Genomic DNA, 15044 nt, shown 5'->3' with positions numbered 1-15044 from the left:
CCGATGAAGGCTAGACATTCCCCGCAAATGGTAATCGTAGGCGTCGAGACTCTCGGTCGGTTTGCGCGCAGCGCGCTCGACCTCGGCTTGCTCCAGCTTCGGCGTGATCGAGCCAACGACACTCTCGGTCATCCGGTCCTGCAGGTCGAAGACATCTTCGAGCTCGCCCTCGAAGCGGTCCGCCCACAAATGCGCACCGGTTGAACCGTCGATGAGCTGGCCCGCAATCCGGACGCGGTTTTCCGACCTCCGAACGCTGCCTTCAAGCACGTACCGGACGCCAAGTTCGCGTGCCACCTGTTTCACGTCCACGGCGCGGCCCTTGTAAGTGAAACTGGAGTTTCGCGCGATCACGAACAACCAGCGCATGCGCGATAATGCCGTGATGATGTCCTCGACCATCCCATCGGCGAAATATTCCTGCTCGGGATCCCTACTTAGGTTCTCGAACGGCAACACCGCAATCGATGGTTTGTCCGGCAGTGCTAAGTCTTGCGCCTTTGGCGGCACTGGCATTGCCGCACGTTCCATAACGACGTGATAGACGTGGATGGGCCGATCGATGTTTTTGAGAGCCTGTTCGCCGGCATCGTCGACTTCGATTGGCAGCTTGCCCTGGACGTGATTAAGAACCGCCTGCGACATACAGATACCTCCCGTATGCGCCAACCCTTCGAGTCGCGCGGCTATATTGACGCCATCGCCATGAATGTCATCGCCATCGACAATGATGTCGCCGACGTTCACGCCGATGCGGAAATCGAGCCGATTGTCGGTCGGTACGTCGGCGTTACGGGTGGTCATGGCCTCCTGTATCTCGATGGCACAGCGAACTGCATCCACAACGGATGAAAACTCGGCCAGGACCCCGTCGCCGGTGCCTTTGACTACCCGTCCCCCATGTTCTGCGACTTTAGGGTCGATGAGTTCGCGGCGATGCGCCTTGAGACGCGCAAGGGTGCCTTCCTCATCAGTACCCATAAGCCGGCTAAACCCTACCGCGTCAACGGCAAGGATGGCGGCCAGCCTCCTTTCGGTGCGCTCAGGCGACACAGAAATCCTCTTCGCCCTCTGTGAAAATCCTAATCCAAAAACGGGGTTCGGTATATCGATGGCCCTTCGTCCGAGAGCGCTTACACTTTTATGACCCTTAGGGTCATTGTGCGCTCATGGGGACGGAGAGCCTCGTCGATCCGTATATGGAGTAGGCCATAGCACCCGTACCTTATATACTTCGCGGCAGGCGTGGGAGGGAGGCATGGTCGAACTCCCGGATCTTGCACCCGACCACTTGCTTGCGTGCGGCGCTCGGAACGCAGTCGCCACATGCCGATTCCTTGGGGGCACTCTTTCGCCGGCCCCTGAAGCGGTTGCCAGCATGCGTTGACCCCGTCGGCGGAGCCTTTTCATGACGCTCGAAGGTTTTACCGCTCGCATCAGCAATTTTGACCCGAAGGAAACGATGGACCGGCTGGCGGCAGCGGTGACCAAGCGGGGCATTACCATTCTTGCGCGCATCGACCACGCCGCGGCAGCGGCAAAAGTGGGCATGAAGTTGCGGCCGACCGAAGTCATTATTTTTGGAAACCCCAAGGCCGGCACGCCGCTGATGCAAGCCGCACAGACCATCGGCATTGACCTGCCGCTCCGGGCGCTCGCTTGGCAAGACGAGGTAGGAAAGACCTGGCTCGCCTACAACGATCCGACTTGGCTCGCAAAACGCCATAATGCTCCCGCTGAAACCGGACCACATCTTAAGACAATGGCCACCGCGCTGGCAGCCATCGCAGAAGAGGTGGTTGCTTGAGCCAAGAGATAGCCCTCGTGACGCACAAGGCACCAGGTAGGGCGACGGTAGCGAAAATGTGAGCCTGCGGGCGATGTCCCGGGTCGAGAAATCAAGGTGCCACGCCACGCACGGCCCAGGCCGTCGCCGTCATCGAACGGGGTCCGTCCCCAGCACCCGACAGATAGGCTGCTCGCACGCGTTCCTCGATCTTTTCACGCATGCCCGGCGTCAAGCCCTGCACGTAAGTGCCGACCGGCCCTTGCCCACCGAGCAATGGTTCCCAGTAGTCGTTGAAGCTCGCATAGGTCATCCGGATCGTGATCGAGGCGCGCTCAATGCTTGTCAGTCCCGCTCGCCGCCACAGGTCGATCAATCCGTCGGGCAACGCCAGCGGATGAGAGAACAGTCGATCGCGCGCCGCCGCCGCCGCCGGATCGACACCGGATGCGGTGTCCCAGAAGAGCCGCTGATACACGAGCCCGCCGCGGAAGTCCCACACGGCCGCCGCGACGACGCCTTCGGGACGGCTGACGCGACGCATCTCACCGACGGCGGCCTCCGCGTCAGGGACGAAGTTCAGCACAAGCTGGGCAAGCACGGCGGAAAATCGACCGGAAGGAAAGTTCAACCGGCACGCGTCACCGACCTCAAATCGAACCCGCTCCCCACCCGCGCGAGTGCGGGCAAAGGTGAGGTAGGGTTCAGCAACGTCGACGGCAAAAATGTGAGCCTGCGGCCGTTGTTCAACGAGGGCGAGGGTGAGGCTTCCTGTCCCGCATCCCACCTCGAGCACATCGCCGAGGGGAGGCAGGCGAGCAAACTCGATGAAAGGCAGGGCGAGGCGCTGCGTCCAGCGGCCGAGGAATCTTTCGTAGGCGCCACCGTCATCGGCACGGTAGTCAGGCGATGTCGCGGACATATCGACGCGATCAAGGAATTGCGATCATCACGTCAGAGGCTTTGATGACGGCGAATGCATCCTGACCGGCTTTCAGCTTGAGGTCATCCACGGCCTCATTGGTGATCGAAGCGGTCACGATGGCGCCACCCACGTCGATGCGGACGTGCGCCGTCGTCTGGCCCTTCGTTACGTCGACAATTTTGCCTTTGAGAATATTGCGAGCGCTGATTCTCATATTGTTTCCTCCGATCATAAAGGGCAGGTCCGGACGCGTTCAGTGTGCGGCATCAAGGACTCCATCAAGCTGCTTTTCGGTCAACTGCACATGATAAAAGCGCGCATAGAAATCACGGGCCATTTGCCGCATGTCAATTTTGCTGGATCCAGGGTAGAGGACTGCGATTAGCCACTTGATGCCGATCAGTCGGTTCACGCTCGGCGGTTCGTCGACCCAGCCAAACGGATCGAGGGGTGCTCGATAAACGCGTCCGTCGCGCACGGCCGTCAAGCCCTGCCAGCGCGGGTCGGTCAGGGCAGAACGGCCAAATTCGACATTGCTCGTCACGATGACATCCGGCTGCCAAGCGTGAACCTGATCGGGCGTAATAGCGTCCTTGGTCTCCCCGGCTACATTGAGTGCACCGACCGTGTCGAAGATTTCCCCGATAATGGACCCAACGGCCGCCGATTGAGTTGCATCCGGATTGCGTGCATAGAAGATGCGCGGCCGATGGTCCGGCGGGATTGCCGAGAGCACAAGCTTGAGGTCCGCTAATGTCTCGTCGGCATAAGACGCCAATTCCGCCGCCTTCGCCGTCGCGCCCAAAATATCGCCGAGCTGTCGATAGAGTTTCGCCGTTTTTGTTAGTCGGCCGTCCATCAGAATGTAAGGCACACCTGTTCTCTCCTGGACTCGATCAGCCAGCGCGAAGTAGCGAGCGTCGACGTCGCCGACATCGAGAATGATATCGGGATGCCGAGCAGCGACCTCGTCAATGATGGCGTTGCCGTTGCTCCCCGTAAGCCGTCCCACGACCGGCAGAGCCGCGTACTCCTTGGGCATCAGAGCCTTTTTCTCATCGCTGAGGGGAGCTGTCCAACCGACCAGCTTCTCGGGGGCGAGCGTGTAGACAACGACGGCGGCCGGAGGTCCCGCTACGAAAACGCGATCGACCTTCGGCGGGATTTTCACCTCACGTCCTGCAGAGTCCGTCACAACCCGGTCTGCAGCACTCGCTTGCTCCCATGGAAGGCCGACCGGCAACAGCCAAAGTGCGGTCGCAATAACGGCGCTCGATACCCAAGCTGCTGCAACTTTTGTCGCTCCCGTCGTCCTCACCTTTGCGCGCTCCCCGATACGCGTTGGACTTGCCGCCAACACACCTCGATATCGTCCAAGAGTTTGCCATTTCCAGTGGCAGGTAGGCATTATATTCTGTTGGATATATCGAATCGGCGCACCAAGAGGACAATGAACATGAAGAGGGCAACGGCGCCCGAACGCGGACCGTTCGGGCTATTCCACCGATGGATTGCGGCTGTCATTTTGGCCGTATCGGCAAGCGGTGCAGGCTTCACGCCCGTTATGGCGCAAGATCGATCGGTCTTGGTTTTCGCGGCGGCGAGCCTGAAGGACGCACTCGACGACATCAATGTCCAATTCGGCCGGGAGACCGGCAAGCCCGCGGTCATTTCTTATGCGGCAAGTTCGACGCTTGCCCGGCAGATCGAGGCCGGGGCACCAGCCGACATCTTCATTTCAGCCGATCTCGATTGGATGGATTATCTGGAGAAGAGGAAACTCATCCAGACCGAGTCGCGCAAGGCTCTGCTTGGTAATCGTCTGGTTCTCATCGTGCCAAAAGACAGCGCCGCCGGTGCTGTGGAAATCACGCCCGGTTTCCCCCTCGCAAATCTTTTAGGCGACGGCAAGCTTGCGATGGCCGACACGAACGCCGTTCCCGCTGGAAAGTATGGCCGTGCCGCACTCGATTCCCTGGGCGTGTGGTCGTCGGTCGAGCGCAAGATAGCGCAGGCCGAGAATGTACGCGCCGCCCTCGCCCTCGTCGCGCGCGGCGAAGCGCCCTACGGAATTGTTTACCAAACGGACGCCGCAGCCGAGCGCGAAGTGAAAATCGCCGGTATTTTCCCCGAAAATACCCATCCGCCGATTGTCTATCCGATTGCTCTCGTGGCGGGATCGAGCAATCCCAATGCCGCTGCTTTCCTGGCCTATGTCGAATCGGCCAAAGCCCGCGCCCTGTTCGAAAAGCAAGGCTTTACCTTCCTCCTGGAGTGACCGGCGCTACACAACCAAGCGTTTTGACGCCGCATGGGGGAAACCGTCTAACCGGCGGGCGGCGATGCGCGCCGTTGGCGATTGCCTTCGCGCGCATTGTGGTGATAAGCACCCGGCGGCTGGTACCGGCACTTCCCGACCCTCTTTCGTACCATTTCACACCGGGCGACCCTATAATCCTCGCACGACGCCGTGAGGCACGAAAAATAGGCAAAAGCGCCCTCGGGTTTCGCGCGATGTCATTGTGGGCGGGGGCCTATGAACGAGGCGGTTCGACCGAAGGTGCAGACATCAACCGATCCGGCCGAGCAAATGGGCTCGAGTTGGGTATGACCGTTTTGCTCAAGACAGGGTCCTGACAGCCACATGTAAACACGGCCGATGCGGGCAGCCGACCGTCAACGGTGTTCGAGCGTATCCCTCCCACCGCTCATTATCTCGCGAGAGTGCGCAGGCCCTTGCCCAATATCTTACCGACGGTCGACTTGGGCAACGCTTCCATGAACTGGACCCGCTTCGGCACTTTATAACCTGAGAGCTGCCGCTTTGTATCTTGAGAGTTTGCCCCAACCACGACGGAGGTCTGCTTATGAGATTCTTCATCGCCGGCCTCGACACCGAAACGAACACCTTTTCACCCATCCCTACAGGATGGGAAAGCTTCGAAGAATGCCTGATCGCGCACGGCGATGCGACGCAACGACCGCTTAACGCCTGCTCGGCACAGCTCGACGTCTGGCGAAGGACGGGCGAGAGCAACGGCTGGACGGTTGTCGAGAGCCTGTGTGCCGTGGCCGAGCCCGGTGGGGTCACCGGTCGTGCCGTGTACGAGTCGTTTCGCGGCGAAATTCTCAGGGACCTTCGAGAGGCGAAACCGGTGGATTTCGTCTTGCTTGCTTTGCACGGCGCCATGGTGGCCGATGGCTACGACGATGTGGAAGGCGATCTCCTCGAGCACGTGCGCGCGGAAGTCGGCAACAATGTGCCGATAGGGGCCGAACTTGATTTGCATTGCCATATCACCGACCGGATGGTCCGTTCGGCAACTGCGATCGTCACCTACAAGGAATATCCTCATATCGACATTATCGAGCGGGCGGCAGAACTATTTCGGATCGTCGTCGACGCCGCAGTTGGATGCACGCATCCGGTGATGGCGACGTTCGACTGCCGCATGATCGGCACGTTCCGCACTCAGGAACAGCCACTACGTGGATTTGTCGATCGAATGAAGGCGGTCGAAGGACGCGATGGCGTTTTGTCCGTATCATTCGGGCATGGATTTCCGTGGGGCGACGTCGCCGACGTCGGCGCCCGGATGCTTGTGGTTGCCGATGGCGACTTGGCCGTCGCTCGACGGCTCGTCGAATCCCTGGGCCGCGAAGTTTATGCGATGCGAGACGGGCTCATTCCCCGGTTCTTTTCGATCGATGACGCCCTCGATCGCGCTCTTGCGGCGCCGAAGGGTCCGGTTGTTCTCGCGGACACTTCGGATAATGCAGGAGGGGGTGCGCCGGGCGATGCGACATTCATACTGCAGCGCATGCTCGAACGAGGTTTGCGCGAAGTGGCGAGCGCGCTCCACTGGGACCCGGTGGCGGTTCGCTTTTGCCGCGAAGCCGGCGAGGGTGCGACGCTCGATCTCCGCATCGGCGGCAAGTCGGGTCGTACTTCCGGTTCGCCCGTTGACCTCCGCGCGACCGTGCGCCGCCTCAAATCCGGCCTCACCCAACGTTTCGGGTCGGTTTCGCTTCCGATTGGCGACGCGGCCTGGATTCACGCGAGCGGAATAGATCTCGTCCTCAATACACAACGTACTCAGGTTTTTCATCCCGAATGCATGACCGGTCTCGGCCTTGACCCCAGCCGGCGTCGGGTGGTTGTCGTCAAATCGACCAATCATTTCCATGCAGGCTTCGCTCCGATCGCGAGCGAGGTTCTGTATGTGGATGCGCCGGGCGCCTTGCAGCGGCGCTTCGCTGAAATTCCCTACACGAAACTTTTGCGACAAGTCTGGCCGAGGGTCGACGACCCATTGCGGGATTGATAAAATCGCCCCGCCGAACGCGGTAAGCCTCAACGATTCTGGTTGCGATAGCCCAGGCTGACAATTCCCGCGATTTGACCCTTTAGCCATTCGATGTCGTGCCCTTTGTCGCCAAAACGCATCGGGTCGTAACGAGCGTGATCGAATTTCGGCGAGACGCCTGCAACCATATCGGCAACGATGTGGCCGGTCATCGCAGACCAGGTCACGCCGGCCGAGTTCATGGCCGTGGCGACGACGAGGCCGTCAATATCGGGAACCCGGCCAATCAATGGTTTGCCGTCTGGCGTGAAGCTTTCGGGTCCGTTGATGAAGTGGCGGATGGGCGCCTTTTCGAGTGCTGGAAATATCTCCACCGCTTTTTCAAAATACGGGGCGATCTTGTCCCAGTCGGGTGGAAGTAACGTAAACGAGAAAGGATTCGGCAAGCTCGATGGATCGAGCGTCTTGGCATTCTCGTCGAAGAACCCGACCAGGAAACCACCGACTTCCTCGCGCCCGTAGATGAGATCGTCGGGGGCGACGAAGGAAGGTGTTTCTCGATTGAGACGTGGCGAGGTGTTCGCGATCACATAGAAATGCTCACATGGCACCTGCGGAAGTCCCACCCCGAGCGGCGCCAGAAGGCCGCGCGACCATAACCCCGACGCAACCACGACCGTATCGGCCTCGATGAAACCTTCTCTTGTGTCGATGCCGGATACGCGTCCGCCGGCCAATGACAGGCGCAAAGCTTCCCGGTTCTCCAGGATGCGCGCTCCGGCCGCGCGCGCAGCACTTGCATAAGCCGCGGTAAGATCTGCCGGATTGACCCTACCGCTCAGCGGATTGAACCAAATCGCTCCGACCTTCGACCCGTCGAGGAGCGGATTGAGCGCTTGCGCCTCGCCCGGTTCGAGCCATCGAGCGCCGATGCCTTTGTCTTTTGCTACTCGATCGAACCGTTCGAAATCCTGCCTAACAGCATCGCTACGCGCAATGAACATGCGACCCGTCTTCAACCACCCTGTTGATCGGTCATGATCTTTTTCAAGATGTGCGATGGTCTCGAGCGCATAAAGGACCGCCAAATCGTGATTGGATAACGGTTTCCAAGTGATATTGCCGGCGGAGTGCCACGTCGTACCTGAGCCAAGCCTGTCTCGCTCGACAAGCAGAACCTCGCCAAGCTTACGCATGGCCAAGTGCCAGGCGATACTCGTTCCGATCACACCGCCGCCGACGACCGCGATCTTCATGGGCATCGATTGCCTCGCTTTCACTCGACGAGCTGATGCGGCGAATTTCGGATTCGCCACACTAGCATCGCACGTCGGCACGCCAAAACAAGGGGTCCGAGCGGCACGCGTTCGAGGCGCCCGGACTCAATGACAATGCCCAGGAACCGGAACACCGTCGAGCCGCGTTCTGATACGAATCTGGCCTTATCGAGCATGAGCCGCTAACCTTTTGCCGCCGATGCCTCGGGGCGGCGCCTACGGTTCGCGCAACATCGCCCAAGGTTAAGCCGGGAGAGGGACGCGATGTCCAAACTCATTGATCGGACGTCCATTGCCGGCAAGGAATTTCCTCTGACGGACCATGTGCCACTTGTCGTGGTGGGTGCAGGTCCGGCAGGGCTTGCCGCCGCGATAGAGGCCGCCGGGTTAGGTCTGCGCGTGATGCTCGTGGACGAGCACCCGGTCGCCTCGGCGCTGATCGGAATTGACGTGCCGTGGATGTTCGGCGAGCGCATGACCGCAGCCGTGCAAAACCAGCCACGCATGCTCGAGCGCATCGTCGCTGCACGACCGGATCTCGAACAGGCATTCGAGGCGGGCGTGGACGTGCGCCTTGGCCATTATGCCTGGGCGGCATTCATCGAGGGGCCGACCAGTCAGGCGCTACCGAGCCGGATACTGGCGCTCGCCAACGAGGAGCAATCCTGGCTGATAGGGTTCGAGCGTATGATCGTCGCCGCGGGTGCACGCGACTTGGCGCTCGCGTTCCCTGGCTGGGACAGTCCCGGCGTCATGGGTGCCCAGGGGTTCGCCGCCGCGACGGCGCTCTATGACAGTTTCGCCGGTCGGCGCGTCGTGGTGCTGGGTGCTGGTGCTGCCGGGGTACGCTGCGTGCGCCAAGCGCAGACGAACGAGTTGCCGGTCGCCGCCGTCGTCGACGTCGCCCCCACATCCGATGCAACGGTCCGCGATTTGGGCGTGGACGTGTACGCGGGTTGGGTGGTGCGCGAGGTCCGTGTCGGGCCTGAGGTCGAGGCCATCGTGATTTCGCCCGTCGCCGGCGGCGACGCGCTTGAAATCGCGTGCGACACGATCGTCTCTGCGCTGGACGTGGTGCCCAATGTGGAGATGTTCGATCTCCTTGGTTGCGCAATGACGTTCGAGCCGACCTTGGGCGGGTATGTCCCGACAACGGATGGTTGGGGCCGCACGTCGGTTGCGGGCATTTACGCGGCGGGCGATTGCGCTGGAGTAACCGATTCTCGGCTCCTCGATCCCGCCCTCGCACAGGATGCCGGGCGGATTGCCGCGCGCCGGGCGGCGCGCGACAGCGGCCTTTCAGTGCCCGACGATGCTCCGGTGCTCGACGCGCGCGGCTATGATCGCGACGCGAAGCGGCGGCAGTGGATGCGGGCGCATGCCGGACCGGATGCGGCGATGCTCACGATTTGCCGCTGCGAGGAGGTGACGCTTCGCGACCTCCTTGGCGTCCGCCCGCCGCGCTATCTGAAATGGGACGACAAAAAATCCGCCGGGCGCGATCTCAGAACATTGGCCGTCGATGGGCCCCTGAACCAGGATCAGGTCAAGCGACTGACGCGCGCTGGCATGGGGGCGTGCCAAGGCCGGCGCTGTCGCGAACAGGTGCAGGTATTGCTTGCGATGCAGGGCAACCAATCGAGCGGTACGGTGCCGATGCCGAGCTATCGCGCGCCGCTGCGCCCCTTGCCTCTTTCGGTGCTGGCGGCCCATGACGAGTCCGCTCAGATCAGGGCCGACTGGACGGCATGGTTTGGCATCCCCACACAATGGCTCCCCCATTGGGAAAAGGTGAACGAGAACGCCGAAGACTGGGCGGAACGCATCATTTTCGGGGCCGAGAAATGAGTACGGCCAGGGAAACTGCGCATGTCATTGTGATCGGGGGCGGCGTCACCGGCTTGTCCACGGCTTGGTGGCTTCGGCGCGAAGGCATTGGCGTCACAGTGGTCGAGAAGGGCATCGTTGGCTGGGAAGCTTCCGGGCGCAACGGTGGGGGCGCCACACATCCCTATTCCCCGCTCTTCGTCGAGGAGCAGCGGCTATGGCCCATGATGGACGAGTTGCTGGGCTATCCCACCGAATACCGGCGAGGCCGCATTCGCATAGCACTGAATGCAGTGCAGTTCGCGCACCTCTCGAGAGGTGTAAATCTCGCGCTGATGCAAGGCTTCAATGCCGACGTTCTGGACGCGAAGAGCGTGCGGGAGCTGGTGCCTTGGGTTCCAGACGAGTTCGCGGGCGGAATGCTCCTTCATTTTGGAGGCCATGCCAATCCGCAGCGCACCGCGCAGGCCTACGCCTGGGCGATCCAGGATCTGGGCGGTGCTATCCTACAGCATACGACCGTCATCGGGATCGAACGGCGTGGTGATAGGGTCACGGCGGTGCGGACCGATCAAGGAACGATCGGCTGCGACGCGGTGGTCATCGCCGGAGGGCCGCACACGGCACAACTGGCGGCGATGGTGGATGTCAACGTGCCGCTTGCACCCGCACGCGCGGAGATGATCGTCACCGAGCCATTGCCGCTCATTCGTCACGGCGGCGCCGATGGCAACGGTCTCTATGGGCGGCAGACGCTGCGAGGTAATCTAGCCTATGGCGGCGGTCCTCACGAATGGCTGCACTTGCCGGATGCGCGCACGCCCAAGGCGGCGAACACGCCAATCGTGCGAAACCTTGCCCGACGGCTGCGTGAATTGTTTCCGAAGATCGGCCATGTCCGCGTGATCAGAAGCTGGTCGGGCGTGATTGAAAATACGCCGGATGGGCGACCCATCTTGGATAGGCTGAACGACCCTTCGAACGTGGTGATCGCCACCATGTCGAGCGTCGGATTCGGACTTTCGCCGGCCTCGGGCCGCGCGATCATGCAATTGATCACTCAAGGTCGGTGCGATTTCGCGGATCTGTCGCAGCTGACCTTGTCGCGCTTCGCCGATCTTCCGGAGGATTGGAAGGCGCGGCACGGGTGGATTCCGTGGTCGCCGCGAGGGCAGGAGCAGTTGTCCGAAGCATGACTGACAATGCTTCCTCAATCCTAAAATGCGGGCTCGACACGCTTCGGTCGATCGCAAAGCCGACTGAATGGCTTGAATTGAGCGTGCTGTCGGGATTTTGAAAGACCATCTGAAGCTTGCGCTTGACGTCTTGCGCTCTCCGCTCGACCGGACCGCCGCCTCGCTGTCGCGCGGCGTCAACACAGCGCCACAATTGCCGAGAGTGACTCTTTGAGATTGAGAATATTCTCCAATCTTGACGGTCAAACGCGAGTGCCGACCGTTCGGTCGATGTCGGCGATCGTTACTTGTTGGATCTGGCGGGTTTGGAACCTAAGTTTAAGGATACGTCGCTCGCGCGGCAGGCCGTTCAGCTGCATGAATTGCGCATAGCTCAGGGCGGGTGGGGCTTTGCTGGCGCCGTTCAGGGGAAAGTGGCCATGGACCTTCCGGATCAGAGCTTTGTCTTTGTTGGCAGGATCGATGAGTTGAAAACGAAAGGCAGGATCGTCGTCCGCGGTCGCCATCGGCCTTTATTGATCGTCCACGACGCCGGAAAGGTCTTCGCCCTCGACAACCGCTGCCCGCACATGGGCTTTCCACTTGATCGAGGCAGCGTCGAGGATGGAATCCTGACCTGTCACTGGCACCATGCCCGCTTCGAGATTGCAAGCGGATGCACGTTCGACCTATGGGCGGATGACATTCCGACGTGCCCGGTCGAGGTGCGCGACGGCGAAGTGTGGGTCAGACCGACGTTCGGGTATGCCGATCCCGTGGCCCATTGGCGTCAGAAACTTGAAGACGGAATGGCTCACGATATTGGCCTTGTCATTGCCAAAGCCGTGCAAGCGCTTCGTTCAACCGCGATGCCCTCGGCCGACATTCTGCGTCAGGCCGCGTTGTTCGGCGCCAAGAACCGGGACGGCTGGAGTTCGGGCATGACGATCCTTACGGCACTCGGCAATCTGCTGCCGGCACTCAGCGAGGAGGAGGCCTACCTAGCGCTGTTTCATGGCATTCGCCATGTGGCGGCCGATTGCGATGGCGAAGCGCCACGACGCGAGCGGGCGGCGATGTCGGGAACGCCGGAGCTTTCGACGCTCAAGCATTGGCTCCGACGTTGGGTCGCCGTTCGACATCGCGATGGCGCCGAACGCACGGTGATGACCTGCATTGCAGCGGGGGCCACACCGTCGAATCTTGCGGACTTGCTTTTCGCCGCCGAGACCGACCGGACGTTCGCTGACGGCGGCCATTCGCTCGATTTCGTCAACAAGGCCTTTGAATGCCTCGACCTGATCGGCTGGCAACACGCCGCTGAGATTTTGCCGACGGTCGTTGGACAAATGGTCGGTGCTCGGGGTGCCGAGGAATCGACCGCTTGGCGCCAGCCCGTGGACCTCGTGGCCTTGATTGAGGGCGCCGTCCCCGAATTCTCCGCTCTCTTTGCCGCGGGGCGCGCGATCGGGGGCTGGTCCCAACACGAGCCGCTCGCGCAGGCACTCCTTGTCGACGACCCGGGGTCAATCATCCGAGCCCTGAAAGAGGCAATCGTCACTGGTGCAGCACCGATCGATCTGTCGCGGTCGCTGGCCTATGCAGCAGCGCTGCGCGTCGCCCGATTTGGGACGGCAAATGAGCATGCCGATTGGGAGGCGGCGCACCACGCATTCACGTACTGCAACGCGGTGCACCAGGCACTTAAGCGGATCGGCACCGAAAACGTCGGCGATGCCAAGCATATGGAAGCGGTGCGCGGGGTCTTTCACGGCGCCATCGCGGTCTACCTCACGCGCTATCTGAACGTACCGCCGGCCCGCTTGCCGGGCGAGGAGGGCGACCGGCTCGATCACTTGCCTTCCGACGCCAAGGAGCTTCGCGCGGCTTTGCTCGAATCATTCGATCGCCAGCGTCAAGTAGATCAAGCCGCTCGGCTGGTCGCCCGGTACCTGCTGCTCGGCCACCCAAGCGAAGCGTTGATCGGCACTCTCGCCTATGCGCTCTTGCGCGAGGATGCAGGGTTTCATGCTTATCAGATGCTGGAGGCCGGCGTTCGCCAATTTCGCGAATGGGGCGATGGTGCGGAGGGACGCCACATCCTGGTGGCCGTCGCGCGCTACCTCGCCGCTCACGCGCCGACTGAGCGCGCGGCTCTGCAGACGGCCGACATGGCGCGCCGACTCATGCGAGGTGGCCAGCTTCACGAAGGGATCGACCCCGACAGCTAACGCGCGCTCGGAAAATGCCGTTCGATGGATGTCACGGGCTTGGCCCGAATGAGGTTCGCTGGCGTGCATGCACCGAACCTCGTAGCACCCGACAATGCGGCCTTGACTGATTTCCACGGGCTGCGTGAGCGCTGCGACCGGAATTTCGTCCTCGATTCGGCGCCCTGCCCGTCCGGGCAGTGGCCCTGGCGGTGCGGTGGTCCCACATTGAGGGCCAGGATAGGAGAGCCCCCATGACCGATCAAACCCCGACTTCCCATCTTCAATCTTTCTCGCACGCCATCGCCGACCTTGTCGAACGTACCGCGCCATGCGTTGTCGCTGTGCATTCCCACCGCTCGCGCGCAAGTGGCTTTTTCTGGCGCCCGGGCCTTATCGTCACCGCCGACGAGACCTTGGCCGAGGAGGGCGAGATCGCCGTTATCCTGCAAGGCGGGGAAAGGGTGGCTGCAACGCTCGTAGGACGCGATCCGACGACCGACGTCGCTCTTCTCCGCACTGATCGAAATCTACCGAAGCCGAAACTCGACTCGGCCAATGCCGTGGCGGCCGGCTCGCTCGCGATCGTCGTCGGATCGGATGCCGGTGCGGCCACCGCGGCCCTCGGCGTCGTGTCGCGTGCGGGTGATAAATGGCAAAGCCTGCGCGGCGGCTCGATCGATGCGCGAATCGAGCTCGATGCCAACTTGCGCCGATCGGCCGAAGGCGGTCTTGCGATCGAACCCGCTGGCGGCGTCATCGGAATGGCGGTATTCGGTCCCCGGCGGCGCGTTCTGGTGATTCCCACCACCACAATCGACCGTGTTGCCGCCAAGCTCGAAAGTCATGGGCGAATTGCCCGCGGCTATTTGGGCCTCGCACTTCAACTCGTCAGGGTAGATGGGGGCGGTGTGGGCGCCATGGTCACGAGTGTCGATGCCAAAGGTCCCGGTGTCGCGGCCGGCGTTCGTCAGGGCGACGTAATCGTCGCTTGGGACGGGCAGCCCCTTCAGGGAATCCGGGCACTTCTCGGCGCTCTTGGCCCTGACAGTGTCGGCGCGGTCGCGAGGCTATCGATCAAGCGCGGGGGCGAACCTCGGGATATCGAACTGGCGGTCGGCGAAAGGCCCGAGGGTTGAACGGCAAGAAGGATCATGGGCCGATCGTGATCGCGCTCGATGTCGGCGACGCCGATCTTGCGGATCGACTGGCCCTGCTACTCGCTGAGCTGCCGGATGTCCGATTGGCCGCACCGGGGGAGCGCGGCGATGTCCTCGTGGTCTCGCCCGAACGCGCGTCCCCTGCGGAGGTCGACACGGGATTGACCCCGCGCGAGCTCGAGGTCCTCGTCTTGCTGGCGGAGGGAGCGTCGAACAAGACGATCGCCCGGCGTCTTGGAATCTCGGTTCACACCGCGAAATTCCACGTTGGCTCGCTCCTCGACAAGCTCGACGCGACCGGGCGCACCGATGCGGTCGCCCAAGCGGCACGGCTCGGCGTCATTCATCTCTGAGGGCCGCCCATCTCTGAGGATCGC

At 61.7% G+C, this 15044-nt stretch carries 13 protein-coding genes and 1 pseudogene; 8 read left to right on the top strand and 6 right to left on the bottom strand.

Annotated elements, in window-relative coordinates:
- Positions 1–1053, bottom strand: a 1053-nt coding sequence (locus VEJ16_03035) for an adenylate/guanylate cyclase domain-containing protein (GenBank protein HYB08628.1), incomplete at its 3' end; no start/stop codon positions are given.
- Between the two features lie 355 nt (positions 1054–1408).
- Between VEJ16_03035 and VEJ16_03030 the strand changes: the two genes are divergently transcribed.
- On the top strand, positions 1409–1807 hold the full coding sequence (locus tag VEJ16_03030) for a DUF302 domain-containing protein (GenBank protein ID HYB08627.1): 399 nt from the start codon (positions 1409–1411) through the stop codon (positions 1805–1807).
- A 91-nt stretch (positions 1808–1898) separates the two neighbouring features.
- On the opposite strand, the gene VEJ16_03025 is transcribed toward VEJ16_03030, so the two are convergent.
- From VEJ16_03025 to VEJ16_03015, 3 genes are read right to left on the bottom strand one after another with little or no spacing between them, the layout of a single operon-like run.
- Positions 1899–2708, bottom strand: coding sequence for a class I SAM-dependent methyltransferase (locus VEJ16_03025; protein ID HYB08626.1), 810 nt, complete (start codon positions 2706–2708; stop codon positions 1899–1901).
- A gap of 10 nt (positions 2709–2718) precedes the next feature.
- Entirely contained in the window at positions 2719–2925 is a 207-nt protein-coding gene (locus VEJ16_03020; GenBank protein HYB08625.1) for a molybdopterin-binding protein, read from the bottom strand.
- A gap of 39 nt (positions 2926–2964) precedes the next feature.
- Positions 2965–4029 carry an ABC transporter substrate-binding protein gene (locus VEJ16_03015; GenBank protein ID HYB08624.1) on the bottom strand — a complete coding sequence of 355 codons (1065 nt, stop codon included), beginning with the start codon at positions 4027–4029 and terminating at the stop codon, positions 2965–2967.
- A gap of 138 nt (positions 4030–4167) precedes the next feature.
- Here VEJ16_03015 and modA point away from each other — a divergent pair, with 138 nt between their 5' ends.
- Complete coding sequence (modA, locus tag VEJ16_03010) at positions 4168–4989, top strand: molybdate ABC transporter substrate-binding protein (GenBank protein ID HYB08623.1); 822 nt, start codon at positions 4168–4170, stop codon at positions 4987–4989.
- Between the two features lie 433 nt (positions 4990–5422).
- On the opposite strand, the pseudogene VEJ16_03005 reads toward modA, so the two are convergent.
- A pseudogene (locus VEJ16_03005) lies at positions 5423–5536 on the bottom strand (hypothetical protein).
- Between the two features lie 42 nt (positions 5537–5578).
- Between VEJ16_03005 and VEJ16_03000 the strand changes: the two are divergent.
- Positions 5579–7036, top strand: coding sequence for a M81 family metallopeptidase (locus VEJ16_03000; GenBank protein ID HYB08622.1), 1458 nt, complete (start codon positions 5579–5581; stop codon positions 7034–7036).
- Positions 7037–7065: 29 nt separating this feature from the next.
- Here VEJ16_03000 and VEJ16_02995 read toward each other — a convergent pair whose 3' ends face one another.
- Complete coding sequence (locus VEJ16_02995) at positions 7066–8280, bottom strand: FAD-binding oxidoreductase (protein HYB08621.1); 1215 nt, start codon at positions 8278–8280, stop codon at positions 7066–7068.
- A gap of 279 nt (positions 8281–8559) precedes the next feature.
- Between VEJ16_02995 and VEJ16_02990 the strand changes: the two genes are divergently transcribed.
- The 5 genes from VEJ16_02990 to VEJ16_02970 all read left to right on the top strand — a co-directional run bounded on the left by VEJ16_02990 (position 8560) and on the right by VEJ16_02970 (position 15020).
- Positions 8560–10143, top strand: a complete 1584-nt coding sequence (locus tag VEJ16_02990) for an NAD(P)/FAD-dependent oxidoreductase (GenBank protein HYB08620.1) — start codon at positions 8560–8562, stop codon at positions 10141–10143.
- Positions 10140–11318, top strand: a complete 1179-nt coding sequence (locus VEJ16_02985) for an FAD-binding oxidoreductase (protein ID HYB08619.1) — start codon at positions 10140–10142, stop codon at positions 11316–11318. The genes VEJ16_02990 and VEJ16_02985 overlap by 4 nt, the downstream gene beginning before the upstream one ends.
- 419 nt (positions 11319–11737) lie before the next feature.
- Complete coding sequence (locus VEJ16_02980) at positions 11738–13528, top strand: Rieske (2Fe-2S) protein (GenBank protein ID HYB08618.1); 1791 nt, start codon at positions 11738–11740, stop codon at positions 13526–13528.
- Positions 13529–13761: 233 nt separating this feature from the next.
- Positions 13762–14646, top strand: coding sequence for a S1C family serine protease (locus VEJ16_02975; GenBank protein HYB08617.1), 885 nt, complete (start codon positions 13762–13764; stop codon positions 14644–14646).
- The gene (locus VEJ16_02970) at positions 14643–15020 is read left to right on the top strand and encodes a LuxR C-terminal-related transcriptional regulator (protein HYB08616.1); all 378 of its coding nucleotides are present in this window, start codon (positions 14643–14645) and stop codon (positions 15018–15020) included. Before VEJ16_02975 ends, VEJ16_02970 begins: the two co-directional genes overlap by 4 nt.
- Positions 15021–15044 lie beyond the last annotated feature (24 nt).

It is taken from the genome of Alphaproteobacteria bacterium, assembly GCA_035625915.1.
Lineage (GTDB): Bacteria > Pseudomonadota > Alphaproteobacteria > JACZXZ01 > JACZXZ01 > DATDHA01.
The sequence above is the reverse complement of the archived record's forward strand: the minus strand, read 5'-3'. Positions and strand labels throughout refer to the sequence as shown.